Below are 24,186 nucleotides of genomic sequence, written 5' to 3' on the forward strand. Positions count from 1 at the left end.
CAGTGGACGCGAGCAACTGAGGACAAGCCCTCGGCCTATTAGTACCAGTCAGCTCCACCCCTTACGAGGCTTCCACATCTGGCCTATCAACCCAGTCGTCTACTGGGAGCCTTACCCACTCGAAGGTGGTGGGAGCCCTCATCTCGAAGCAGGCTTCCCGCTTAGATGCTTTCAGCGGTTATCCTTTCCGAACGTAGCCAACCAGCCATGCCCTTGGCAGGACAACTGGCACACCAGAGGTTCGTCCGTCCCGGTCCTCTCGTACTAGGGACAGCCCTTCTCAAGACTCCTACGCGCACAGCGGATAGGGACCGAACTGTCTCACGACGTTCTAAACCCAGCTCGCGTACCGCTTTAATGGGCGAACAGCCCAACCCTTGGGACCGACTCCAGCCCCAGGATGCGACGAGCCGACATCGAGGTGCCAAACCATCCCGTCGATATGGACTCTTGGGGAAGATCAGCCTGTTATCCCCGGGGTACCTTTTATCCGTTGAGCGACGGCGCTTCCACAAGCCACCGCCGGATCACTAGTCCCGACTTTCGTCCCTGCTCGACCCGTCGGTCTCACAGTCAAGCTCCCTTGTGCACTTACACTCAACACCTGATTGCCAACCAGGCTGAGGGAACCTTTGGGCGCCTCCGTTACTCTTTAGGAGGCAACCGCCCCAGTTAAACTACCCATCAGACACTGTCCCTGATCCGGATCACGGACCCAGGTTAGACATCCAGCACGACCAGAGTGGTATTTCAACGACGACTCCCCCTGAACTGGCGTCCAGAGTTCACAGTCTCCCACCTATCCTACACAAGCCGAACCGAACACCAATATCAAACTGTAGTAAAGGTCCCGGGGTCTTTCCGTCCTGCTGCGCGAAACGAGCATCTTTACTCGTAGTGCAATTTCACCGGGCCTATGGTTGAGACAGTCGAGAAGTCGTTACGCCATTCGTGCAGGTCGGAACTTACCCGACAAGGAATTTCGCTACCTTAGGATGGTTATAGTTACCACCGCCGTTTACTGGCGCTTAAGTTCTCAGCTTCGCCCCACCGAAATGGAGCTAACCGGTCCCCTTAACGTTCCAGCACCGGGCAGGCGTCAGTCCGTATACATCGCCTTACGGCTTCGCACGGACCTGTGTTTTTAGTAAACAGTCGCTTCTCGCTGGTCTCTGCGGCCACCCCCAGCTCACGGAGTAAATCCGATCACCGGTGATGGCCCCCCTTCTCCCGAAGTTACGGGGGCATTTTGCCGAGTTCCTTAACCATAGTTCACCCGAACGCCTCGGTATTCTCTACCTGACCACCTGAGTCGGTTTAGGGTACGGGCCGCCATGAAACTCGCTAGAGGCTTTTCTCGACAGCATAGGATCATCCACTTCACCACAATCGGCTCGGCATCAGGTCTCAGCCTTAACGTGTGACGGATTTGCCTACCACACGGCCTACACCCTTACCCCGGGACAACCACCGCCCGGGCTGGACTACCTTCCTGCGTCACCCCATCGCTTACCTACTACCACCTCGGGTCGACGGCTCCACCACTTTCCTTTCCCCGAAGGGTCCGGAACGGCTTCACGGCCTTAGCATTAATGGATTCGATATTGGGCGTTTCAAAGCGGGTACCGGAATATCAACCGGTTGTCCATCGACTACGCCTGTCGGCCTCGCCTTAGGTCCCGACTTACCCTGGGCAGATCAGCTTGACCCAGGAACCCTTAGTCAATCGGCGCACACGTTTCTCACGTGTGTATCGCTACTCATGCCTGCATTCTCACTCGTGAACCGTCCACCACTAGCTTCCGCTGCGGCTTCACCCGGCACACGACGCTCCCCTACCCATCACAGCGGGCGTTGGCCCTCATGCTGCAATGACACGACTTCGGCGGTACGCTTGAGCCCCGCTACATTGTCGGCGCGGAATCACTTGACCAGTGAGCTATTACGCACTCTTTCAAGGGTGGCTGCTTCTAAGCCAACCTCCTGGTTGTCTCTGCGACTCCACATCCTTTCCCACTTAGCGTACGCTTAGGGGCCTTAGTCGATGCTCTGGGCTGTTTCCCTCTCGACCATGGAGCTTATCCCCCACAGTCTCACTGCCGCGCTCTCACTTACCGGCATTCGGAGTTTGGCTAAGGTCAGTAACCCGGTAGGGCCCATCGCCTATCCAGTGCTCTACCTCCGGCAAGAAACACACGACGCTGCACCTAAATGCATTTCGGGGAGAACCAGCTATCACGGAGTTTGATTGGCCTTTCACCCCTAACCACAGGTCATCCCCCAGGTTTTCAACCCTGGTGGGTTCGGTCCTCCACGAAGTCTTACCTCCGCTTCAACCTGCCCATGGCTAGATCACTCCGCTTCGGGTCTAGAGCGTGCAACTCAAACGCCCTGTTCGGACTCGCTTTCGCTACGGCTTCCCCACACGGGTTAACCTCGCTACACACCGCTAACTCGCAGGCTCATTCTTCAAAAGGCACGCAGTCACGACGTTGAGTACAAGTACTCAACGCGACGCTCCCACGGCTTGTAGGCACACGGTTTCAGGTACTATTTCACTCCGCTCCCGCGGTACTTTTCACCATTCCCTCACGGTACTATCCGCTATCGGTCACCAGGGAATATTTAGGCTTAACGGGTGGTCCCGCCAGATTCACACGGGATTTCTCGGGCCCCGTGCTACTTGGGTGTCTCTTAAACGAGCCGTTGACGTTTCAGCTACGGGGGTCTTACCCTCTACGCCGGACCTTTCGCATGTCCTTCGCCTACATCAACGGTTTCTGACTCGTCCTGTCGCCGGCAGACGACAGCAAAGAGATCCCACAACCCCCACGACGCAACCCCTGCCGGGTATCACACGTCGTAGGTTTGGCCTCATCCGGTTTCGCTCGCCACTACTCCCGGAATCACGGTTGTTTTCTCTTCCTGAGGGTACTGAGATGTTTCACTTCCCCTCGTTCCCTCCACATGCCCTATGTGTTCAGGCATGGGTGACAGCCCATGACGACTGCCGGGTTTCCCCATTCGGAAACCCCCGGATCAAAGCCTGGTTGACGGCTCCCCGGGGACTATCGTGGCCTCCCACGTCCTTCATCGGTTCCTGGTGCCAAGGCATCCACCGTGCGCCCTTAAAAACTTGGCCACAGATGCTCGCGTCCACTGTGCAGTTCTCAAACAACGACCAGCCACCCATCACCCCGAACCAACCGGTTCGAGTGCACTGGGGCCGGCATACCGAAGACCAGCGGGGCTATGCCCGTGCCTTCAGACACCCAACAGCGTGCCCGGCCCGGCTCCCTCAGACCCACGTTCCACGCCGAAGCAGTACTAGTGAACCCTTGAAAACCGTGCCGAATAGTCAACGTTCCACCCATGAGCTGACCGTGCAGAACATTTGCCTGCAATCGGTACTGTGCTCCTTAGAAAGGAGGTGATCCAGCCGCACCTTCCGGTACGGCTACCTTGTTACGACTTCGTCCCAATCGCCAGTCCCACCTTCGACAGCTCCCTCCCCGCAAGGGGGTTGGGCCACCGGCTTCGGGTGTTACCGACTTTCGTGACGTGACGGGCGGTGTGTACAAGGCCCGGGAACGTATTCACCGCAGCAATGCTGATCTGCGATTACTAGCAACTCCGACTTCATGGGGTCGAGTTGCAGACCCCAATCCGAACTGAGACCGGCTTTTTGAGATTCGCTCCGCCTCACGGCATCGCAGCTCATTGTACCGGCCATTGTAGCACGTGTGCAGCCCAAGACATAAGGGGCATGATGACTTGACGTCGTCCCCACCTTCCTCCGAGTTGACCCCGGCAGTCTCCTGTGAGTCCCCATCACCCCGAAGGGCATGCTGGCAACACAGAACAAGGGTTGCGCTCGTTGCGGGACTTAACCCAACATCTCACGACACGAGCTGACGACAGCCATGCACCACCTGTATACCGACCACAAGGGGGCGACCATCTCTGGCCGTTTCCGGTATATGTCAAGCCTTGGTAAGGTTCTTCGCGTTGCGTCGAATTAAGCCACATGCTCCGCTGCTTGTGCGGGCCCCCGTCAATTCCTTTGAGTTTTAGCCTTGCGGCCGTACTCCCCAGGCGGGGAACTTAATGCGTTAGCTGCGGCACCGACGACGTGGAATGTCGCCAACACCTAGTTCCCAACGTTTACGGCGTGGACTACCAGGGTATCTAATCCTGTTCGCTCCCCACGCTTTCGCTCCTCAGCGTCAGTAATGGCCCAGAGATCCGCCTTCGCCACCGGTGTTCCTCCTGATATCTGCGCATTTCACCGCTACACCAGGAATTCCGATCTCCCCTACCACACTCTAGCTAGCCCGTATCGAATGCAGACCCGGGGTTAAGCCCCGGGCTTTCACATCCGACGTGACAAGCCGCCTACGAGCTCTTTACGCCCAATAATTCCGGACAACGCTTGCGCCCTACGTATTACCGCGGCTGCTGGCACGTAGTTAGCCGGCGCTTCTTCTGCAGGTACCGTCACTTGCGCTTCTTCCCTGCTGAAAGAGGTTTACAACCCGAAGGCCGTCATCCCTCACGCGGCGTCGCTGCATCAGGCTTTCGCCCATTGTGCAATATTCCCCACTGCTGCCTCCCGTAGGAGTCTGGGCCGTGTCTCAGTCCCAGTGTGGCCGGTCGCCCTCTCAGGCCGGCTACCCGTCGTCGCCTTGGTAGGCCATCACCCCACCAACAAGCTGATAGGCCGCGGGCTCATCCTTCACCGCCGGAGCTTTCCACCCACCGAGATGCCTCGGCGGGTCGTATCCGGTATTAGACCCCGTTTCCAGGGCTTGTCCCAGAGTGAAGGGCAGATTGCCCACGTGTTACTCACCCGTTCGCCACTAATCCACCCCGAAAGGCTTCATCGTTCGACTTGCATGTGTTAAGCACGCCGCCAGCGTTCGTCCTGAGCCAGGATCAAACTCTCCATGAATGTGTACCGGTCATCCGGTGCGCACACACGAAAGAGCGGAACAACCAGGCCGGAATAAGGCCGGTTATCCTCAGCGTCCTCGCTGTGTAATTGCCACCCGCAAGCGGATGGACTTTTCAAAGGAACCTCCAACCCACCACAAGGGATGGGCCGGGGTTGTCAATCTGGCGTTGACTTTTGGCACGCTGTTGAGTTCTCAAGGTACGGACGCTTCCTTTGTTCCCGTTTCCGGGCCCTCCGGGCGCTTCCTTCGTTTCCGACTCTATCAGATCCTTTCGGCGTCTGATTCCCAGTCAGAGGGGGTTGTCTTCCGGCTGTTGGGCCGTTCCGACGAGTGAGACTTTAGCGGAATACCTCCCCCCGAGCTAATCGGGCGGCTCGCGCTCAACCTTCGGACGCGGATTCCTCATTTCGCGAAAGCGCACGGAAGGCGGAACGGCACGACAAAGCACCGTCAGCTTCTGTGGATCTCGCGGAATGACTGCCCGGGGCCGACCGGAGTCGGTGCTCACGTCGAACAGCTCGAAGGACTGTACGGATCGGGGAACCCCGTGTCAACTCTGGTCCTGGGGCGTACCCCCCCGGGCACGTTCTCGACGGACGCCTCACGCTCGGCGAACGAGTCCGACGCCATCCCCACTGGGGATGACACCCCCGGCCGGCCCTCGGCCCACCGGCCCGCATCACGGGGTCGAGGGCTTCCCGCGGACAGACGCATGTGCCCGACCCGCCAGCACGCGGATCGGGCACATGTGTCGACGTATCGTCAGACGTTGAAGCGGAACGTTCAGCACAGGGCTCCGACCTGCGAAAACGCGGTTTTCGAAGTGCCCATCCAGCACCGATCCAGCACGGTGCGCGTTCATCCAGCACATCCATCACACGACCGCGCCGCGGTGGGTCCGCCCAGCACCATGGCCCATTGTGTACACATGGGACACTCGGTACGCTTGAGCGCATGACACAGCCGCTGCCCATAGAGTCCATCCGCGACGTGCGCGCGCACTTGGCGGAAGTCGTGGAGCGCGCAGACCGCGACGACGTTCCCACGGTAATCACCCGCCGAGGCAAGGAAGTCGCCGCCGTCGTCTCCATCGAGGTACTGCGCAAGTACCAGGAGTGGGAAGAACGCGAGATCAATCGGATCATCGACGAGCGCATGGCCAACCCCGCGCCCGGCATCCCGATCGAGGACATCATGAGGGAGACGCTGGCACGCGGTGAGTGAGTACCGAACCGTCTTCCGCCCCGAGGCGCAGGCCGAGCTTCGCAAGATCCCCCGCGACATGGCGCTGCGCATCCTGGCCAAGCTGACCGAGCTGGAGACCGATCCTCTCGGCTTCAACACCACCGCACTCGTGTCCCAGCCCGAACGACGCCGTCTGCGCGTCGGCGACTACCGCGTCGTCTACACGATCGACAACGGGGAGCTGGTGGTCTGGGTCGTTCACGTGGGACACCGGTCCACTGTTTACGAGACCTGATTGCGGCTGAGCCCACGTCAGAATATCCAGCACCCATCCAGCACGGCGACGACGAAGGGGTCGGACTCGACAGAGTCCGACCCCTTCTGACCTGCATGTTTGCCAAGTCAGCGACGTGGTGTTATTTCATCCGCTCACACGTTGAACCGGAACTCCACCACATCCCCGTCCTGCATCACGTACTCCTTGCCCTCCATCCGCGCCTTCCCCTTCGCGCGGGCCTCGGCGACCGAGCCCGTTTCGATCAGGTCGTGGAAGGAGATGACCTCCGCCTTGATGAAGCCCTTCTGGAAGTCGGTGTGGATGACACCGGCCGCCTCAGGAGCCGTGGCGCCCTTCTTGATGGTCCAGGCGCGGGCTTCCTTGGGGCCTGCCGTCAGGTACGTCTGGAGGCCGAGGGTGTCGAAGCCGACGCGGGCCAGCGTGGCCAGGCCCGGCTCCTCGGCGCCGACGGACTGGAGGAGCTCCAGGGCGTCCGCCTCGTCGAGCTCGGCGAGGTCCTGCTCCAGCTTGGCGTTGAGGAAGATCGCCTCGGCGGGGGCGACCAGCGCGCGCTGCTCGGCCTTGAAGGCGTCGTCGGTGAGCTCGTCCTCGTCGACGTTGAAGACGTACAGGAACGGCTTCGTCGTCAGCAGGTGCAGGTCGTGCAGGAGCTCCGACTTCTCCGTGCCCTGGACGATGCCCTGCGAGAACAGCGTGTCGCCCTTCTCCAGGATCTCCTTGGCCGCCTCGACCGCCGCCACCTTGGGGGCGACGTCCTTCTTGATCCGGGACTCCTTCTGGAGGCGCGGCAGGACCTTCTCGATCGTCTGGAGGTCGGCGAGGATCAGCTCGGTGTTGATCGTCTCGATGTCGTCCTTCGGGGACACCTTGCCGTCGACGTGGACGACGTTCTCGTCCTTGAAGGCGCGGATGACCTGGCAGATCGCGTCCGACTCGCGGATGTTCGCGAGGAACTTGTTGCCCAGGCCCTCGCCCTCGCTGGCGCCGCGCACGATGCCGGCGATGTCGACGAAGTCGACCGTGGCGGGGAGCTCGCGCTGCGAGCCGAAGACCTCGGCCAGCTTGCCGAGGCGGGCGTCGGGGACGCCCACGACGCCGACGTTCGGCTCGATGGTGGCGAACGGGTAGTTGGCCGCCAGCACGTCGTTCTTGGTCAGGGCGTTGAACAGGGTCGACTTGCCGACATTCGGCAGACCGACGATTCCGATCGTGAGCGACACGTTGGCGACTTCCCGGTACGAGGGTGATGGTCCGTCCGCCCCCGGGCCGGGGGCCGACGCCCCCGCGGATGGGGGCCGACTCACCAGTTTACGGGCGCGTCGGGTCGTCGGCGACGGCCGTCACCGGGTCGGGCCCCGGCCCCTCATTACCGCCTCCAGGGGCGGTTTCGCGTCGAACGCAACGCCAAGCTCACCCAAAGGGCGTGTCCCACGGGTGGTTCTTCCCCTGTCGCGACCTACGTTGGTGCGGTGGAGCAATACAGGACGCGCACCCCGCAGCCCGGACAGCGAGCACGCACGGCCGGCGGCCCGGCCGGACGCGCGCCCGGCCGTACCTCCGGGCGGGCGCCGCTCGGGCCGCAGGCCGCCGCCGGGGAGGCGGCCGCCGTGTACCGGGCGGCGGCCCGGCCCGCCCCTCCGTTCGTACTGGCCCTGCGCCGGCTTCCCGAGCCCCGGCTCACGGGGCTCGGCGGCGGGCTCTTCGCGGCGGCCGTCATGTTCCTGCTCGGCTGCCTGGACTGGCTGATCTTCAACGGCTCGCCCGCCGTGTACGGCGTGCTGTTCCTGCCGGTGAGCGCCGTCACCGCGCTCTGGGTGCGCCCCGCCGACCTGGTGAGCGCGCCCATCAGCGTCCCGATCGCCTTCGCGTTCGGCATCGTGCCCATCGCGGGCGGCTCCGGCGGCCTCGGCGGTCAGGCCATGGCCGTGGTCACCGCCCTCGCCCTGCACGCCGGCTGGCTGTACGGCGGCACGCTGGTGGCGGGCCTGATCGCGAGCGTACGGAAGCTGCGGCTGATGGGGCGGCGCAGGGCCCGGCCCGCCGGGCCCGGACCCCGGCGGTAGCCAGTCACAGAGGCGCGCCCCACACGCGCCCGGCCGGTAGTCGCCCGTACAGCTATCTGCTCTGGTGCCGCGACGCGCCACCCACACGCGCCCGGCCGGCAGCCACCGGGGCGCACCCGCCGCGCCCCGCCCGCCCCCAGCCCCAGCCGGGCCGTCTCTACCGGCGGCCGGCCGTCATCGCCGCCCCCACGATCCCCGCGTTGTTCTGCAGCTCCGCCGGGACCATCTCCGCGCGGATCCCCTCGATCAGCGGCAGGAACTTGTCCGCCTTGCGGCTCACGCCGCCGCCGATGATGAAGAGCTCCGGCGAGAAGAGCATCTCGACGTGGGCCAGGTACTTCTGGACTCGGTGGGCCCAGTGGGACCAGGTCAGGTCCTCGTCCTCCTTGGCCTTGGTCGACGCGCGCTTCTCCGCGTCGTGGCCGTGCAGCTCCAGATGGCCGAGCTCCGTGTTGGGCACCAGGCGGCCGTCGAGGAAGAGCGCGCTGCCGATGCCCGTACCGAACGTCAGCAGGATCACCGTGCCCTTGCGGCCCCGGCCCGCGCCGAAGCTCATCTCGGCCACGCCCGCCGCGTCCGCGTCGTTCAGCACCGTCACCGGCAGGCCGCCCAGGCGGTCGGTGAGCAGCCGCGCCCCGTCCACGCCTATCCAGGCCTTGTCGACGTTGGCCGCCGTGCGGATCGTGTTGCCCGTGACGACGCCCGGGAAGGTGATGCCGACCGGGCCCGACCAGCCGAACTGGCCGACCACCTCCGCGACCCCGTCCGCCACGGCCTCGGGGGTCGCGGGGTGCGGGGTGAGGACCTTGTACCGCTCCTGGGTCAGGTCGCCGCGCTCCAGGTCCACGGGAGCACCCTTGATCCCGGACCCGCCGATGTCCACTCCGAACACGTTCATGGACACCACGTTACGGGCGGGCACTGACAGTCACCCATGGAACGCCCGTGACCAGGCCTTGTGCGCCGCTTCAAGGCGGCGCGAGGCCTGCTCCACTACTTCCCGGACAGCTCCGCCGCCTCCGCGCGCAGATCGCGGCGGAGCTCCTTCGGCAGCGAGAACGTGATCGACTCCTCCGCCGCCTTGACGAGCTCGACGTCCTCGAAGCCGCGCTGGGCGAGCCACTCCAGTACGCCCTCGACCAGGACCTCGGGGACGGACGCGCCGGACGTCAGGCCGACCGTGGTCACGCCCCCCAGCCACGCCTCGTCGATCTCGTCGGCGAAGTCCACCAGGTGGGCGTCGCGCGCGCCCGCGCCGAGGGCGACCTCGACCAGGCGGACCGAGTTCGAGGAGTTCTTCGAGCCGACGACGATGACCAGGTCCGCGTCCGCGCCCATCCGCTTCACCGCGATCTGGCGGTTCTGCGTCGCGTAGCAGATGTCGTCGCTCGGCGGGGAGACGAGCAGCGGGAACTTCTGCTTGAGCGCGTCCACCGTCTCCATGGTCTCGTCGACCGAGAGCGTCGTCTGGGAGAGCCAGACGACCTTCGACTCGTCGCGGACCTCGACGTTCGCCACGTCCTCGGGGCCGTCGACCAGGGTGATGTGGTCGGGAGCCTCGCCGGAGGTGCCGATGACCTCCTCGTGGCCCTCGTGGCCGATCAGGAGGATGTCGTAGTCCTCGTTGGCGAACCGGACGGCCTCCTTGTGCACCTTGGTGACCAGGGGGCAGGTCGCGTCGATGGTGGCGAGCTTCCGCTCGGCCGCCTCCGCGTGCACGGTCGGCGCCACGCCGTGCGCCGAGAACATGACGATCGAGCCTTCGGGGACCTCCGCCGTCTCGTCGACGAAGATCGCGCCCTTCTTCTCCAGGGTCTGCACGACGTACTTGTTGTGGACGATCTCGTGCCGGACGTAGATCGGCGACCCGTACTGCTCCAGGGCCTTCTCGACGGCGATCACGGCGCGGTCCACACCCGCGCAGTAGCCACGGGGTGCTGCGAGCAGGACACGGCGGGCAGGCGTTGCAGTCATGCGCTCCATGGTACGGCCGGGGTCCGACACCCCTGCGCTGCCCGGCGGGCCAAAGATCGTCCGGCCGACGAGACTGGCCGCATGAGTGCGCGGAACGAAGAGAGCGGGGCGAGCGAGGAGAGCGGGCGGCGGGTGCGTCGGGACGGCGGGCTGCGGCGCAGCCTGGGGTTCCGTGACCTCGTCGTGTACGGGCTGCTGTTCATCGCCCCGATGGCTCCCGTGGGCATCTTCGGCACGCTCGACGCGAAGTCGCACGGTGCGGTGGCCCTGGTCTACGTCGTGTCAACCGTCGCCATGGCGTTCACCGCGTTCAGCTACGCCCAGATGGTGCGCGTCGCCCCGCAGGCGGGCTCGGTCTTCGCCTACGCGCGCGCGGGGCTCGGCGAGGGGGCCGGGTTCATCGCGGGCTGGATGGCGATGCTCGACTATCTGCTGATCCCGGCCGTCGCGTACCTCTTCTCCGGGATCGCCATGCACTCGCTGGTCCCGGAGGTGTCCCGGTGGGTGTGGACCGCGCTGGCCGTGGTGATCACCACGGCGCTCAACCTCTGGGGCGTACGGGCGGCGGCGCGGGTCGGGTTCGCGGTGCTCGCGATGGAGATCGCCGTCCTGCTGGTGTTCGTGGTCGCGGCGGTGGTCGTGCTCGTACGGGACGGGGCGCGGCGCGACTGGCTGTCGCCGCTCGCCGGGGACGCCGGGTTCTCGGCGGCGGCGGTGCTCGGCGCGGTGTCGGTGGCGGTGCTCTCGTATCTGGGCTTCGACGCGATCGCCTCCTTCGCGGAGGAGGTGACCGGGGGCTCGGAGAAGGTCGCGCGCGCGGTGCTGCTCTGTCTGGCGCTGGCGGGCGTGCTGTTCGTGGCGCAGACGTATCTGGCGGCGCTGCTCACGCCGACTTCGTCGGCCGAGCTCGCGGCCGAGCCGGTCAAGCAGGGCTCGGCCTTCTACGACACCGTCGAGGCGTCCGTGGGCACCTGGCTGCACGATCTGGTGGCGGTGAGCAAGGCGATCGGGGCGGCGTTCGCGGCGCTGGCCGGGCAGGCCGCGGCGGGCCGTCTTGTCTTCGCGATGGCGCGCGAGCGGCGGCTGCCGAAGGTCCTGGCGCGCACGGACTCGGGCGTACCGCGCGCGGCGCTGCTCGTGGCGGCCGTGGTGACGCTGGTGGCGGCGGTCTGGGCGGCCCGGCGCGACGACGGCATGGACCATCTGGTGTCGGTGGTCGACATGGGCGCGCTGACGGCGTTCCTGCTGCTGCACGCGTCGGTGATCGGCTGGTACGCGGTACGGCGCCGCGAGGGCGCGCCCGACTGGCTGCCGCATGTGGTGCTTCCGCTGCTCGGCGCGGCGGTGATCGTGGCGGTGATGTGGGAGGCCACGCGTACGGCGCAGGTGGTGGGGCTCGTGTGGCTGGTGTTGGGAGTGGGGGTGCTGATGGTGCAGGGGGCGGAGAGGTTCGGGCGGGTGGGGTAGCGGGGTGCGCTCGCGGGCCGGTCGCGGGCGCCCGGTCCTGGTCCCGGGGCGCGAGGCCCGCGGCGGCGCGTTCGGGGCCGGTGTCAGTGGGGGCCGTTAGCCTGCGTACATGGGTCTGAATACGAGTGCGCAGGCGCCGCTGCCGGTCGGTGAGGTGTCGCGGCTCATCGGGGGCTGGATCGACCGGCTGGGGGCGATCTGGGTCGAGGGGCAGATCACCCAGCTCTCGCGGCGGCCGGGCGCGGGGGTGGTGTTCCTGACGCTGCGTGACCCGTCGCACGACGTCTCGGTGTCGGTCACCTGCTACCGGCAGGTGTTCGACGCGGTGGCGGACGTCGTCGCCGAGGGCGCCCGGGTCGTGGTGCACGCGAAGCCGGAGTGGTACGCGCCGCGGGGGCAGCTGTCGCTGCGGGCCGCGGAGATACGGCCCGTGGGCATCGGTGAACTGCTCGCCCGGCTCGAACAGTTGAAGAAGTCGCTCGCGGCGGAGGGGCTGTTCGCGCTCGACCGCAAGCGGCCGCTGCCGTTCCTGCCGCAGCTCGTCGGTCTGGTGGTCGGCCGCGCCTCGGCGGCCGAGCGGGACGTGCTGGAGAACGCGCGGCGGCGCTGGCCCGCGGTGCGCTTCGAGGTGCGCAACGTGGCGGTGCAGGGGGTGCACGCGGTGCCGCAGGTCGTCCAGGCGGTGAAGGAGCTGGACGGGCTCGCGGAGGTCGACGTGATCATCGTGGCGCGGGGCGGGGGCAGCGTGGAGGATCTGCTGCCGTTCTCCGACGAGCAGCTGGTGCGGGCGGTGGCCGAGTGCCGTACGCCGGTCGTCTCGGCGATCGGGCACGAGCCGGACTCGCCACTGCTCGACCTGGTCGCGGATCTGCGGGCGTCGACGCCGACGGACGCGGCGAAGAAGGTCGTCCCCGACGTCGGGGAGGAGCTGGACCGGGTGAGGATGCTGCGGGACCGGGCGCGGCGGCATGTCGTCGGCCTCGTCGACCGGGAGGAGCGGGGGCTGGCCGGGGTGCTCGGCCGCCCCTGGATGGAGCGGCCGCACCGGATGGTGGACGACCGGGCGGACGAGGTGGACGCGCTGGTGGACCGCTCGCGCCGGGTCCTCGGCCACCTGCTCGACCGGGCCGACTCCGAGCTGGCGCACACCCGCGCGCGCGTGGTCGCGCTCTCGCCGGCGGCGACGCTGGAGCGGGGGTACGCGGTGCTCCAGCGTGCGGACGGGGCGGTGGTGCGGGCGCCGGGGGAGGTCGCCGGGGGCGAGGAGTTGCGGGCCAGGGTGGCCGAGGGGGAGTTCACGGTTGTCGTCGGGACGGATGCGTAGGGTGACGGGTATGGCAGCGAAGGTTGGTTCGGGTGGGGGCGACGAGGGTGCGGCGGCGGGGGTGAGCACGTCCGGCTCGGGCGCGTCCGCGTCGGGCTCCGGGGCGTCGGCGTCGTCCGAGTCGCTCGGGTACGAGCAGGCTCGGGACGAGTTGATCGACGTCGTGCGGCGGCTGGAGGCCGGGGGGACGACTCTGGAGGAGTCGCTGGCGTTGTGGGAGCGGGGGGAGGCGCTGGCGAAGGTGTGCCGGCGGTGGTTGGAGGGGGCTCGGGCTCGGTTGGATGCGGCGCTGGAGGCCGGGGGGTGAGATTTGCCCCTCCCCGCCCCTTCCCGCTGTGACATTTGCGGCTTCGCCGCGTGGCCTCCGGGGGCGGGGGTGGGTTGAGGCGGAGGTTTCCCTGGGGGCTTCGCCCCCAGACCCCCCTTTCGTCTGCGGACCGTGCTGGGTTGCTCGCGCAGTTCCCCGCGCCCCTGGAAGCGCCCCTCCGGGGCGCTTCCAGGGGATTGCCGCGCAGCGGCATTTTCAGGGGCGCGGGGAACTGCGCGACCAGCCCCCACCGGCCCGCAGGCGAACAGGGGGTCTGGGGGCCCATCCGCACGCTCACCCCGTGGCCGGAAATCACCCGCCCTGTGAGGCCAGTCACCCGAGCACCCCATTAGTTGAAAGTTAACCTAACTCCGTCGTACGGTGGCGTCGCCGCTTGAACCCCCCGCAAGCGGAATCCCCGTAAGTCCGGAAGGTACGTAATGTCTCTCGCCCTTGACTCCGCCGCTCAGGACCTCCTCTTCCGTGAGGCCCGTACTGCCAACACGTTCACCGACGAGCCGGTGAGCGAGGAGCAGGTGCAGGCGATCTACGACCTGGTCAAGTTCGGGCCGACCGCGTTCAACCAGACGCCGCTGCGGATCGTGCTGGTGCGTTCGGCCGAGGCGCGCGAGCGGCTGGTGGGGCACATGGCCGAGGGCAACCGGGCCAAGACCGCCACCGCCCCGCTGGTCGCCATCCTCGCCGCCGACAACGAGTTCCACGAGGAGCTGCCGGCGCTGTTCCCGGCGTTCCCGCAGGCCAAGGACGTGTTCTTCAGCGAGCGCCCGGCCCGTGAGAACGCCGCGGGTCTGAACGCCGCGCTCCAGGCCGCCTACTTCATCGTCGGCGTCCGCGCCGCCGGGCTCGCCGCCGGCCCGATGACCGGCTTCGACGCCGCCGGGCTCCAGAAGGAGTTCCTGGACGGCGACCACACCCCGCTGATGGTCGTCAACATCGGCAAGCCGGGCGAGGACGCGTCGTACCCGCGCAGCCCGCGCCTGTCGTACGACGAGGTCGTCACCACCGTCTGAGCCCCGGCCCGGACGCGGAAGGCCGCCGCACCCCCAGCGGGTGCGGCGGCCTTCGCCGTACGTCAAAGCGACCGTCAGGCAGACGTCAGGCAGGCGTCACGCCTTCTTCAGCTCCAGCGCCGCCGCCATCCGCTCCAGCTGCGCGAAGCCCGCCGTGCCGGTCACCACGGTCGTGGAGCCCTTGTCCTCGCGGACCAGAGCGTCGTACTTGGGGCCCTCCCAGCGGCGCCAGGTCGCGCCCGCGATCTGCTGGGTGTGATCCGTCTTCGCCGCCTTCTTGGCAACCGAACGGACGAACTTGTCCCGGTCGGGCGCCGAGGACTGCTCGATCGCCACGTACTCCTTCTCCGGGTCCAGGAAGCCCAGGTGCCAGGCGTTGTCGGCCTGGCCGTCGTACGTGACCGAGGTCGCCTTCCACTTGTCCTGGTCCGGGAGCCCGACCGGCGCCGCCACCGGATACGGCGCGGCGCGCCGGACCGTCAGGAGCTCGACGCGGTAGTCGACCGCCTTGACGGGGTCCTTCTTGCCGTCGTGCGGGACGAACATGTAGATCACAGCCACGGCGATACCGATCACCGCCAACGACTGCAGCATGTTCCGCACACTCTGCTTGCCACGTGTTCCTGCCACAGCCCCATGGTCTCAGGTCATGTCGCTGCTCATACGTGGCCCCCTCTGCTCATTTTGTCGATGTGACGATAGAGTCCAGGGACCCTCTGAATTTCGACCGGCCGTCGCCGTACAGAAAGGTGCGCTCCGATGACCGAGCACAACTTGCCGCCCCAACTCGAGGTCTCGCCCGAGGCCCCCGATCGCAACCTCGCCCTGGAACTGGTCCGGGTCACCGAGGCGGCCGCCATGGCGGCGGGCCGCTGGGTCGGGCGCGGCGACAAGATCGGCGCCGACGGCGCCGCGGTCAACGCCATGCGCACCCTCGTCTCCACCGTCTCGATGAACGGCGTCGTCGTCATCGGGGAGGGCGAGAAGGACGAGGCTCCCATGCTCTACAACGGGGAGCGCATCGGGGACGGCACCGGCCCCGAGGTCGACATCGCCGTCGACCCCATCGACGGCACCACGCTCAACGCCAAGGGCATGCCCAACGCCATCGCGGTCCTCGCCGCGGCCGACCGCGGGACGATGTTCGACCCGTCCGCCGTGTTCTACATGGACAAGCTCGTCACCGGGCCCGAGGCCGCCGACTTCGTCGACATCAACGCGCCCGTGTCGGTGAACATCCGGCGCGTCGCCAAGGCCAAGAACTCCTCGCCCGAGGACGTCACGGTCGTCATCCTCGACCGGCCGCGCCACGAAGGCATCGTCAAGGAGATCCGGGAGACCGGCGCCCGCATCAAGTTCATCTCCGACGGCGACGTGGCCGGATCCATCATGGCCGTGCGCGAGGGCACCGGCGTCGACCTGCTGATGGGCATCGGCGGCACGCCCGAGGGCATCATCTCCGCCTGCGCCATCAAGTGCCTCGGCGGCACCATCCAGGGCAAGCTCTGGCCCAAGGACGCCGCCGAGCGCCAGCGCGCCCTGGACGCGGGCCACGACCTCGACCGGGTGCTCTCGACCAACGACCTGGTCTCCGGCGAGAACGTCTTCTTCGTCGCCACCGGCATCACCGACGGCGAGCTCCTGCGCGGCGTCCGCTACCGCGCCGAGACCGCCACCACGCAGTCCCTGGTCATGCGCTCGAAGTCGGGCACGATCCGCCAGATCGACTCCACGCACCGCCTCTCCAAGCTCCGCGCGTACAGCCAGATCGACTTCGACCGCGCGAAGTAGAACGTGAAGTAGAACGCGAAGCGGAAGCAGCGGCCGAGGTCGCTGACGTACGTGAAGGGGCGCTCCCGTTGTGCGGACGGGGGCGCCCCTTCGCGTACGTACGCGCGCGTCAGGCGGCGGACGCGGCCTTCTTCAGCTCGACCTCGCGCCGGCGCCGGCGGGCCAGCACCACGCGCCGCTCAGCCGCCGTCAGACCGCCCCACACCCCGTACGGCTCGGGCATCAGCAGGGCGTGCTCGCGGCACTCGACCATGACGGGACAACGGGCGCAGACGCGCTTGGCGGCCTCCTCGCGCGACAGGCGTGCGGCCGTCGGCTCCTTGGAGGGGGCGAAGAACAGCCCCGCCTCGTCCCGGCGGCAGACCGCCTCCGTGTGCCACGGGCCCGCCTGGTCCTCCCGAGCTGGGCCGCGCTGCGGCGGGACTGCGACGGCGACCTGCAGGGACTGATGCGGCGGATGCAGCACGGCCAACTCCTGACGACGGCTGACGACGGCTTCGCGAGCGAGCGACGATGCGACAGTCCCTACCCGCTGTGCGCGCGCCTATGCACTGAGTTCCGGTGTCCGGAATTCCGACCGTGCGCCGATGTCCGGAAGTGTGCGGACGCGACGCGTCAGGAGTCCAGGCGTTTGCGCAGGCGGCCGTGGAGGTCGGCGATCCGCTTGCCGCGCTCGGGCTTGGCCTCGATGTTGCCGAATACCGAGTATCCATTGACGACGACCACGGGCGCCTCGGGGTGTTCGGCCTCCAGCGTGTCCACTTCGAAGTTGCCGAAGACGCCGGTCCCGCTGCCGCGCAGGGTGAGGTTCTCGGGGACCCGGACCTCGATGTTGCCGAAGATCGAGGTGGCGTTGATGACGGAAAGCCGCTGTTCGAAATAGGCCTCGGTGAGATCGATCTCGACGCTGCCGAAGAGCGCGAACGCGTTCGTGCGGCGGCCGATGCGCCAGCGGCCCTTGCGGGTCGAGCTGGAGAAGACGGCGACCAGGTTCTCGGCGGCGACCGGCCCCGCGGCCTCGTCCGGAGCGTGTGCGGTCGCATACGCGGGCGTGGACGACGCGGAGGAGGGCGCGCCGAACCGGTGCGCGCCGTCGGCCGCCGCGGGCAGGTCCCGTACCAGCGGTTCCAGTTCGCCCAGCGTCTTGGCGCGGTAGACGCCGTCGATGCGCTCGGCGTGCTCCTCCGCGTCGAGACGGCCCTCCGCGAGGGCCTCGCGCAGGATGTCGGCGACCCGGTCGCGGTCGGCGTCGGAGGCGCGCAGGGGGGCGGGCTCCACGGGCTGCGGCGGCTTGGCGTCGTGCTTCTCGAGGTCCACGGAGCCAGCGTACCGAAACGCGATAGATCGCGACTAGGGGTACGTGAGCGTGGGCGCGCCACCTGGCCGTGGTCGCAACTGAGCCTTACCTCACAGGATCGGTGCCGTGGCGGCGGCATACGCTTGAGGGTGCTGTGCCAATGGAGGTCAGCCGCTGTCTGCCGAGTGAGGAATGGCCGTACACATGCCAGAGTTCGCGTACTCCGACCTTCTCCCCCTGGGAGAGGACCACACGCCCTACCGACTGGTGACCGCCGAGGGTGTCTCCACCTTCGAGGCCGACGGCCGTACGTTCCTCAAGGTCGAGCCGGAGGCGCTGCGCAAGCTGGCCGCCGAGGCGATCCACGACATCCAGCACTACCTCCGCCCGGCGCACCTCGCCCAGCTGCGGAAGATCATCGACGACCCCGAGGCGTCGAGCAACGACAAGTTCGTGGCGCTCGACCTGCTGAAGAACGCGAACATCTCGGCGGCGGGCGTGCTGCCGATGTGCCAGGACACCGGCACGGCGATCGTGATGGGCAAGCGCGGCCAGAACGTGCTGACGTCGGGCGGCGACGAGGAGGCCCTCTCGCGCGGCATCTACGACGCGTACACGCAGCTCAACCTGCGCTACTCGCAGATGGCTCCGCTCACCATGTGGGAGGAGAAGAACACCGGCTCGAACCTGCCCGCGCAGATCGAGCTGTACGCGACGGACGGCGGCGCCTACAAGTTCCTCTTCATGGCGAAGGGCGGCGGCTCGGCCAACAAGTCGTTCCTGTACCAGGAGACGAAGGCCGTCCTGAACGAGGCCTCCATGATGAAGTTCCTGGAGGAGAAGATCCGTTCGCTGGGGACGGCGGCGTGCCCGCCCTACCACCTGGCGATCGTGGTCGGCGGCACGAGCGCCGAGTTCGCGCTGAAGACCGCGAAGTACGCCTCCGCGCACTACCTCGACGAGCTGCCGACCGAGGGCTCGCCGACCGGGCACGGCTTCCGCGACGAGGAGCTGGAGCAGAAGGTCTTCGAGCTGACGCAGAAGATCGGGATCGGGGCGCAGTTCGGCGGCAAGTACTTCTGCCACGACGTGCGCGTGGTGCGGCTGCCGCGCCACGGCGCGTCGCTGCCGGTCGCGATCGCCGTGTCCTGCTCGGCGGACCGCCAGGCGGTCGCGAAGATCACGGCCGAGGGCGTGTTCCTTGAGGAGCTGGAGAAGGACCCGGCGCGGTTCCTGCCGGAGACGACGGACGAGCACCTGGACGAGTCTTCTGATGTCGTCAAGATCGACCTCAACCAGCCGATGGACGACATCCTGGCGGAGCTGACGAAGTACCCGGTCAAGACCCGTCTCTCGCTGACCGGTCCGCTGGTCGTGGCGCGCGACATCGCGCACGCCAAGATCAAGGAGCGGCTGGACGCGGGGGAGGAGATGCCGCAGTACCTCAAGGACCACCCGGTGTACTACGCCGGGCCCGCCAAGACGCCCGAGGGGTACGCGTCGGGGTCGTTCGGGCCGACGACGGCCGGGCGCATGGACTCCTACGTGGAGCAGTTCCAGGCGGCCGGTGGCTCCAAGGTGATGCTGGCGAAGGGGAACCGGTCGGGGCAGGTTACGCGGGCGTGCGACGCGCACGGCGGGTTCTACCTGGGCTCCATCGGCGGCCCTGCCGCGCGTCTCGCCCAGGACTGCATCAAGAAGGTCGAGGTCGTCGAGTACGAGGAGCTGGGGATGGAGGCGGTGTGGAAGATCGAGGTCGAGGACTTCCCGGCGTTCATCGTGGTCGACGACAAGGGCAACGACTTCTTCCAGGCGCCGGCTGAGCCGCCTACGTTCTTGAACATTCCGGTACGGGGTGCGGCGCAGCAGTAAGGGGTTTTGGCCCCACCCCGCCCCTTCCCTAAACCCTCCGGGGGTGGGTGGGGGTGAAGGTGGTTTTCCCGGGGGCTACGCCCCCGGACCCTGTTGCGGGGCCTGCGGCCCCTGCACCCCGCCTCGGGGCTCCGCCCCGGACCCCGGCGTGGGGTCGGGGTGGGAGGGTAAGCCCGTTCGTCTGCGGACCGTGCTCGGTTGCTCGCGCAGTTCCCCGCGCCCCTAAAGGGCTCGGCTTCGCCATCGCCGTCGCCCGTACCCCCTAGGGGCGCGGGGAACTGCGCGACCAGCCCCCGCCGGCCCGCAGACGAACAGGGGGTCTGGGGGCGTAGCCCCCAGCAGCCCACCCCGGCCCACCACCCGGCCGCCCGCCCAGGGCTTCAGGGAACGGGCGGGGTGGGGGGCCTCTCCAGGAAAGCCAGGCGCGCCCGCTTCTCCGGCTTCTCCACCTCCTCCCCCAGCACGAACCCCGACCGCACCATCCGCTCGATCGACTTCTCGTTCCGTACGTCCGGTTCCACCACGATCCGCTGGTGGGAGGGGTCGGAGAGGACGTAGTTGATCAGGGACTTCATCAGCGCGCCCGTGAACCCGGGGCGCGCCGCGCCCGGCGCGGGGGCCACCAGGATGTGGACGCCGACGTCGCCCGGGCGCACCTCGTAGCACTCCCCCAGCGGATCCGCCGCAGGCTCGTACGTCTGGAACAGCCCCACCGGCTCGTCGTCCAGCAGCAGCAGGAACGCGTGGTGCGTGGGGAGGGAGTCCACGTACGCGTAGGTCTCCTCCACGTACGCGCGGTCCGCGTCCAGCATCCCCCAGAACCGCGCCCGCTCCTGGGTGACCCACGAGTGGACCAGGTCCGCGTCCCCCGAGGGGTCCAGCCGGCGCAGCCGGACCGTGCCGAAGTCAGCGACCTTCTCCTCGTACGCGTAGGTGCTCCGCTCGTACACCGTCTCTCTCCTCAGCTTGCTCCAGTCGGTCACGACCTCCGCCAGCTCCCCTTCCGCCCACAGCCGCAGCTGGTCCCTGTGGTGCGGGCTGTCCGGTGACCCGGACGCGCCGAACGGGACCACCCAGAGGCTGTCCTCGCGGCGGGCCAGGTCCCAGACGTACCGCGCGGCCGGGCCACGGGCGCTGCGGTGCGTGAGGCCGGGGACGCTGCTCGCGGACAGGACGCAGTCGTGGTCGCCCGCCAGGCCCGGCCACTCCTCCGGCACCGGCAGCGCCTGCCACGGCGCCAGCCGGTGCGCCTCGCCCCACGGGCCGAACTCCGCCCCCTCCGCCGCCACTTCCTCCAGCGCCGCCCGCACCAGCTCCACCCGGTCGAGCTCGGGCAGCATCGACGTCGTCAGGATCGTCTCCAGCGCGAACGCGATCCTCGGCGTCAGCGCCAGCCAGGGCAGGAACAGGTCGGGCAGGGGCGGGAGTTCGGCCAGGTCCGCGAAGGACGGGTGTGCCGCCAGGCCCCGTACCACCCGCTCCCGCACCGTCGCGTACGCCATCGCGTCCGTCGAGTCCGCCTCCATCCGGCGGTCCCAGTCCGTCGTCAGTCGGTCGCGGAGGGCCTCTGCCCCGGGGGTCAGGCCATTGAGCGTCGCCAGCAGCCTCAGCAGCGGGCGTGCCGACGCCAGGTCCGTGTCCGTGTGGATCGCCGACATCCGCGGAGCCGTCCAGGCCCGCGAGGCGGCCAGCAGGGCCGCTATGCGGTCCGCGCGGTACGGGGGCGCGAATTCCACGCCCAGCGGCCCCGCCAGGCCCCGCTGGTTGGCCATCACGGCTGTCCCGGACACCTCCTCGCGCGGCATCGGAGCCCAGCCCGTCCACGCGTGGGCCGCCTCCCACGCCGGTACGACCCGTACGCGGTTGGTGTCGTGGCGCAGCGGTACGCGGCCCGCCACGCGGTGCAGACGGCCGCCCCGGGTGTCGGCGGCCTGGACCACGTTGACCGGCTCGACCCACTCGTCGAAGGCGCGGTCGACGTCGTCGGCGGTCCGGGCGCGCAGCAGCGCCGGGAGCGCGGCGAAGCCGAGGGCGGCGGTGACGCGGGGCGGGTGGCGCAGGCTGATGGCGTCGGCCGCGTCGGGGCCGCCGATGATCACCGGGCCCCGGTCCGTCTCGATCACCTCGACCGTCACCGGGGCCGCGCCCGCCACCTCGACCGTCTCGACGTGGACGGACGCCGGACCCCAGCCGTCGGGGCCGAGCGCGGTCACGTCCGTACCGTCGCGGCGCAGGCGTTCGCGGTAGAGGTCCTGGTAGTCGGCCATGGCGTTGGTGATGGCCCAGGCGACCGAGCCGGTGTGGCCGAAGTGGGCGATGCCGGGGACGCCGGGGACGGCGAGGCCCACGACGTCGAACTCCGGGCAGGAGAGGCGGATCTGCTGGTAGACGCCGGGGTCCTCGATGAAGCGGTGCGGGTCGCCCGCGATGATCGCGGCGCCGGTGGCGGTGTGCTCGCCGGTGACCAGCCAGCCGTTGGAGCCGGAGGTGCCGGGGCCGTCGGTGGCGAACAGCTCCACCGCTTCCGGGCCGAGGACGGCGACCGCGCGCTCGCGCCAGAGCTTGGTGGGGAAGCCCGCGAAGAGGATGTGGGTGGAGAGCCAGACGCCCAGCGGGGTCCAGGGCTCCCAGCGGCCGGGCGCGAGGCCCGTCTCCGCGAAGCCGGGCTGCTCGGCGGAGCCTTCCACCAGCCCGTCGTTGACCCCCGCCACGTACGCCGTGACCCAGTCCGCCGTCTCCGCGTCCAGCGCCTCGAAGCACCGGCGGGCCGTGTCGGCCAGGCGGGCGCGGCGGGCGAAGACGTCCCAGCCGACCGCGTCGGGGCCGAGGAAGGCGGCCGTGGTGCCCTGCACCCGGTGCCGTTCGACCTCCAGCTGCCAGGCCCGGTCCACGGCGGTGGCCCGTCCCTGGGCGTACGCCAGCTCACGGGCGTCGGTCGCCCGCAGGTGCGGGACGCCCCAGGTGTCGCGATAGACCTCGGCGCTCACGCCCGATCCCCTCCCTGTAAGTTAGGGCAGCCTAACCTAAAAGGTCCTGACCTGAAGGGAGGGGCCGGTTACGCGGTGGCCGCCGTTACGCGAAGCGCTGTGACGGGGAGCCGTCGCACGGCCGCAGCGTCAGCGGGTCCTTGGCCGCCGCCAGCGTGGCGCACAGGCCGGTGGCCGCCGCCGGGCGCAGGGTGGAGCCGTCCCGGACGAACTCCTGGTTGGCGCCGCCGTGGCAGTTCCAGACGATCAGCTTGGCCCCGGCCGAGTAGTTCGCGCCCGGCACGTCCAGGCAGCGGTCCTGGGTGAGCTGGGTGTGGAGCGACTTGCGGGCGCCGTCGTACCACCAGCCCTGGTTGCGGCCGCCGTGGCAGTCCCAGCCGATGACGGCCGTGTCGTTGGCGCTGGACGCGCCGCTCACGTCCAGACAGCTGCCGGTCGCCGCGCCCTTCAGCGGCTGGTACGCGTCGTCCCAGGCGAGCGGGTACAGCACCGGCGCACCGGTGGACGCCGGGTCGGCGCAACTGGCCTCGCGCACACCGGAGTTGTAGATCTGGGTGAGGCAGGACGCGAAGGCGCCGTGGCCCCGGTAGTTGGGGTGGAAGGACTGGCGGACCGAGTTGGAGTCCGGCAGGCCCGGCTTGGACAGGTCGATGTAGAGGCCGCGCGCCCAGGTGTCCTCCATGCACACCTCGTGGCCGTGGAAGAGCCGCGAGTTGTCGAGGTAGACGGCGCCGGTGTCGGCCGCCGCCTTGCGCATCCCCCGCTCGAAGGCCGGGACGGCGGTGTTGCGGCCCCAGACGGTGTCGGAGTCGTAGCCGAGGCCGCCGCAGACGAGCTTGCCCGGGAAGTTCGGGTTGTCGTGGAAGTCGGGGCCGATCGGGCTCGGGTAGCCCATCACGACCAGCTTGTAGTCGCCGTCGGCGTACCCGGCGTCGCGCATCACGGTCTTCAGGTCGGTGACGGTCTGCTCGACCTTGGGCACCAGGCCGTCCACCCGCGCCTGCCAGCCCGGCGCGTACTTGGACTCGCACGGGCCCTGGAGCAGCAGGTACCGCTCCACGCAGTCGGTCATCACCGGGCCGAACTGGAGGTCGTCGTTGGCCCCGGCGACCAGCAGCACCATCTTGATGCGGGTGTTGCGGGCCTTGATGGCCAGGCTGTCGCTCTGCACCAGCTCGTCCGCGTACTGCTTGGAGCCGCCTATCCGGATGTTGCCGGTGTACGCGCCCGAACAAGCCACGTTGTACGTCTCGTCGGCGGGGATCCCGGTGCGGTGGATCGCGGAGTCGGGTGCCCGGTGGCACCAGTTGTCGGGGCCGTTGGTGCCGGCCTCGTAGGTGCCGACGCCCTCGCCGGAGATCTCGCTGTCGCCGAGCGAGATGAGCCCCGTCTTGCGCTGGTCCATGGGCCGCTCGGCGGAATCCCCGTACAGCTTGAGCGCCTCGGCGGCGCGGATCTTCTCAAGGTCGGGCGGAAGGGGGGTGGACTGTACCGTCGCCGCCGATGCGGCCGTGGCCGTCGCCGCCATGCCCCCGAACGCGGCCGCCGCGGCCACGGCGGCCGCGAACGTACAGCGAAGTCTGCGCCTGGTGCGCCTCATTGCGCCTCCCCGGTGATGAGTTACCACCGGTATTT

General features: G+C 68.2%; 17 protein-coding genes and 2 rRNA genes. 9 read left to right on the forward strand and 10 right to left on the reverse strand.

Features of this window, described 5'->3' with window-relative positions; all coding sequences use genetic code 11:
- Window positions 1-18 precede the first annotated feature (18 nt).
- Together QIY60_RS07960 and QIY60_RS07965 are read right to left on the reverse strand one after the other, a co-directional pair.
- Window positions 19-3,142 (reverse strand): 23S ribosomal RNA (locus QIY60_RS07960).
- Between the two features lie 281 nt (window positions 3,143-3,423).
- Window positions 3,424-4,951, reverse strand: a 16S ribosomal RNA gene (locus tag QIY60_RS07965).
- The 16S and 23S rRNA genes sit together here, the layout of an rRNA operon.
- A gap of 958 nt (window positions 4,952-5,909) precedes the next feature.
- On the opposite strand from QIY60_RS07965, the gene QIY60_RS07970 reads away from it, so the two are divergent.
- Window positions 5,910-6,179 (forward strand): type II toxin-antitoxin system Phd/YefM family antitoxin, encoded by a 270-nt coding sequence (locus QIY60_RS07970; protein ID WP_019434848.1) that lies wholly within the window; start codon window positions 5,910-5,912, stop codon window positions 6,177-6,179.
- Window positions 6,172-6,435: a type II toxin-antitoxin system RelE/ParE family toxin gene (locus QIY60_RS07975; protein WP_054221840.1), complete on the forward strand. Its 264-nt coding sequence runs from the start codon at window positions 6,172-6,174 to the stop codon at window positions 6,433-6,435. The genes QIY60_RS07970 and QIY60_RS07975 overlap by 8 nt, the downstream gene beginning before the upstream one ends.
- A gap of 134 nt (window positions 6,436-6,569) precedes the next feature.
- On the opposite strand, the gene ychF is transcribed toward QIY60_RS07975, so the two are convergent.
- Window positions 6,570-7,658: a redox-regulated ATPase YchF gene (gene ychF, locus QIY60_RS07980; protein WP_283141768.1), complete on the reverse strand. Its 1,089-nt coding sequence runs from the start codon at window positions 7,656-7,658 to the stop codon at window positions 6,570-6,572.
- 249 nt (window positions 7,659-7,907) lie between these two features.
- Here ychF and QIY60_RS07985 point away from each other — a divergent pair, with 249 nt between their 5' ends.
- A complete protein-coding gene (locus QIY60_RS07985; RefSeq protein WP_283141769.1) occupies window positions 7,908-8,501 on the forward strand; it encodes a DUF6542 domain-containing protein in 594 nt (197 codons plus the stop codon).
- Window positions 8,502-8,658: 157 nt separating this feature from the next.
- Here the strand turns inward: QIY60_RS07985 and ppgK are convergent, their stop codons facing one another.
- Both ppgK and QIY60_RS07995 read right to left on the reverse strand, forming a co-directional pair.
- Entirely contained in the window at window positions 8,659-9,399 is a 741-nt protein-coding gene (gene ppgK, locus QIY60_RS07990; protein ID WP_283141770.1) for a polyphosphate--glucose phosphotransferase, read from the reverse strand.
- 95 nt (window positions 9,400-9,494) lie between these two features.
- Complete coding sequence (locus QIY60_RS07995) at window positions 9,495-10,475, reverse strand: 4-hydroxy-3-methylbut-2-enyl diphosphate reductase (RefSeq protein ID WP_283141771.1); 981 nt, start codon at window positions 10,473-10,475, stop codon at window positions 9,495-9,497.
- 81 nt (window positions 10,476-10,556) lie between these two features.
- Between QIY60_RS07995 and QIY60_RS08000 the strand changes: the two genes are divergently transcribed.
- From QIY60_RS08000 to QIY60_RS08015, 4 genes are all read left to right on the forward strand, one after another.
- Window positions 10,557-11,942, forward strand: coding sequence for an APC family permease (locus QIY60_RS08000; RefSeq protein WP_283141772.1), 1,386 nt, complete (start codon window positions 10,557-10,559; stop codon window positions 11,940-11,942).
- 109 nt (window positions 11,943-12,051) lie between these two features.
- Complete coding sequence (xseA, locus tag QIY60_RS08005) at window positions 12,052-13,266, forward strand: exodeoxyribonuclease VII large subunit (protein WP_283141773.1); 1,215 nt, start codon at window positions 12,052-12,054, stop codon at window positions 13,264-13,266.
- 10 nt (window positions 13,267-13,276) lie between these two features.
- Entirely contained in the window at window positions 13,277-13,573 is a 297-nt protein-coding gene (locus QIY60_RS08010; RefSeq protein WP_283141774.1) for an exodeoxyribonuclease VII small subunit, read from the forward strand.
- Window positions 13,574-14,013: 440 nt separating this feature from the next.
- The gene (locus tag QIY60_RS08015) at window positions 14,014-14,604 is read left to right on the forward strand and encodes a malonic semialdehyde reductase (RefSeq protein ID WP_283141775.1); all 591 of its coding nucleotides are present in this window, start codon (window positions 14,014-14,016) and stop codon (window positions 14,602-14,604) included.
- 96 nt (window positions 14,605-14,700) lie between these two features.
- On the opposite strand, the gene QIY60_RS08020 is transcribed toward QIY60_RS08015, so the two are convergent.
- Window positions 14,701-15,234, reverse strand: a complete 534-nt coding sequence (locus QIY60_RS08020; protein WP_101389870.1) for a DUF4245 domain-containing protein — start codon at window positions 15,232-15,234, stop codon at window positions 14,701-14,703.
- 129 nt (window positions 15,235-15,363) lie between these two features.
- On the opposite strand from QIY60_RS08020, the gene glpX reads away from it, so the two are divergent.
- Window positions 15,364-16,395 (forward strand): class II fructose-bisphosphatase, encoded by a 1,032-nt coding sequence (gene glpX, locus QIY60_RS08025; RefSeq protein WP_283141776.1) that lies wholly within the window; start codon window positions 15,364-15,366, stop codon window positions 16,393-16,395.
- 109 nt (window positions 16,396-16,504) lie between these two features.
- Here the strand turns inward: glpX and QIY60_RS08030 are convergent, their stop codons facing one another.
- Window positions 16,505-16,861: a WhiB family transcriptional regulator gene (locus QIY60_RS08030; protein ID WP_067163559.1), complete on the reverse strand. Its 357-nt coding sequence runs from the start codon at window positions 16,859-16,861 to the stop codon at window positions 16,505-16,507.
- A 149-nt stretch (window positions 16,862-17,010) separates the two neighbouring features.
- Window positions 17,011-17,712, reverse strand: a complete 702-nt coding sequence (locus QIY60_RS08035) for a DUF1707 domain-containing protein (RefSeq protein WP_283141777.1) — start codon at window positions 17,710-17,712, stop codon at window positions 17,011-17,013.
- 184 nt (window positions 17,713-17,896) lie between these two features.
- Here QIY60_RS08035 and QIY60_RS08040 point away from each other — a divergent pair, with 184 nt between their 5' ends.
- Window positions 17,897-19,564, forward strand: a complete 1,668-nt coding sequence (locus QIY60_RS08040; protein ID WP_283141778.1) for a fumarate hydratase — start codon at window positions 17,897-17,899, stop codon at window positions 19,562-19,564.
- A 380-nt stretch (window positions 19,565-19,944) separates the two neighbouring features.
- Here QIY60_RS08040 and QIY60_RS08045 read toward each other — a convergent pair whose 3' ends face one another.
- Together QIY60_RS08045 and QIY60_RS08050 are read right to left on the reverse strand one after the other, a co-directional pair.
- A complete protein-coding gene (locus QIY60_RS08045) occupies window positions 19,945-22,551 on the reverse strand; it encodes a GNAT family N-acetyltransferase (protein ID WP_283141779.1) in 2,607 nt (868 codons plus the stop codon).
- Between the two features lie 85 nt (window positions 22,552-22,636).
- The gene (locus QIY60_RS08050; protein ID WP_283141780.1) at window positions 22,637-24,151 is read right to left on the reverse strand and encodes a ricin-type beta-trefoil lectin domain protein; all 1,515 of its coding nucleotides are present in this window, start codon (window positions 24,149-24,151) and stop codon (window positions 22,637-22,639) included.
- Window positions 24,152-24,186: the final 35 nt, after the last annotated feature.

This window comes from Streptomyces sp. BPTC-684 (assembly GCF_030028635.1).
Lineage (GTDB): Bacteria > Actinomycetota > Actinomycetes > Streptomycetales > Streptomycetaceae > Streptomyces > Streptomyces noboritoensis.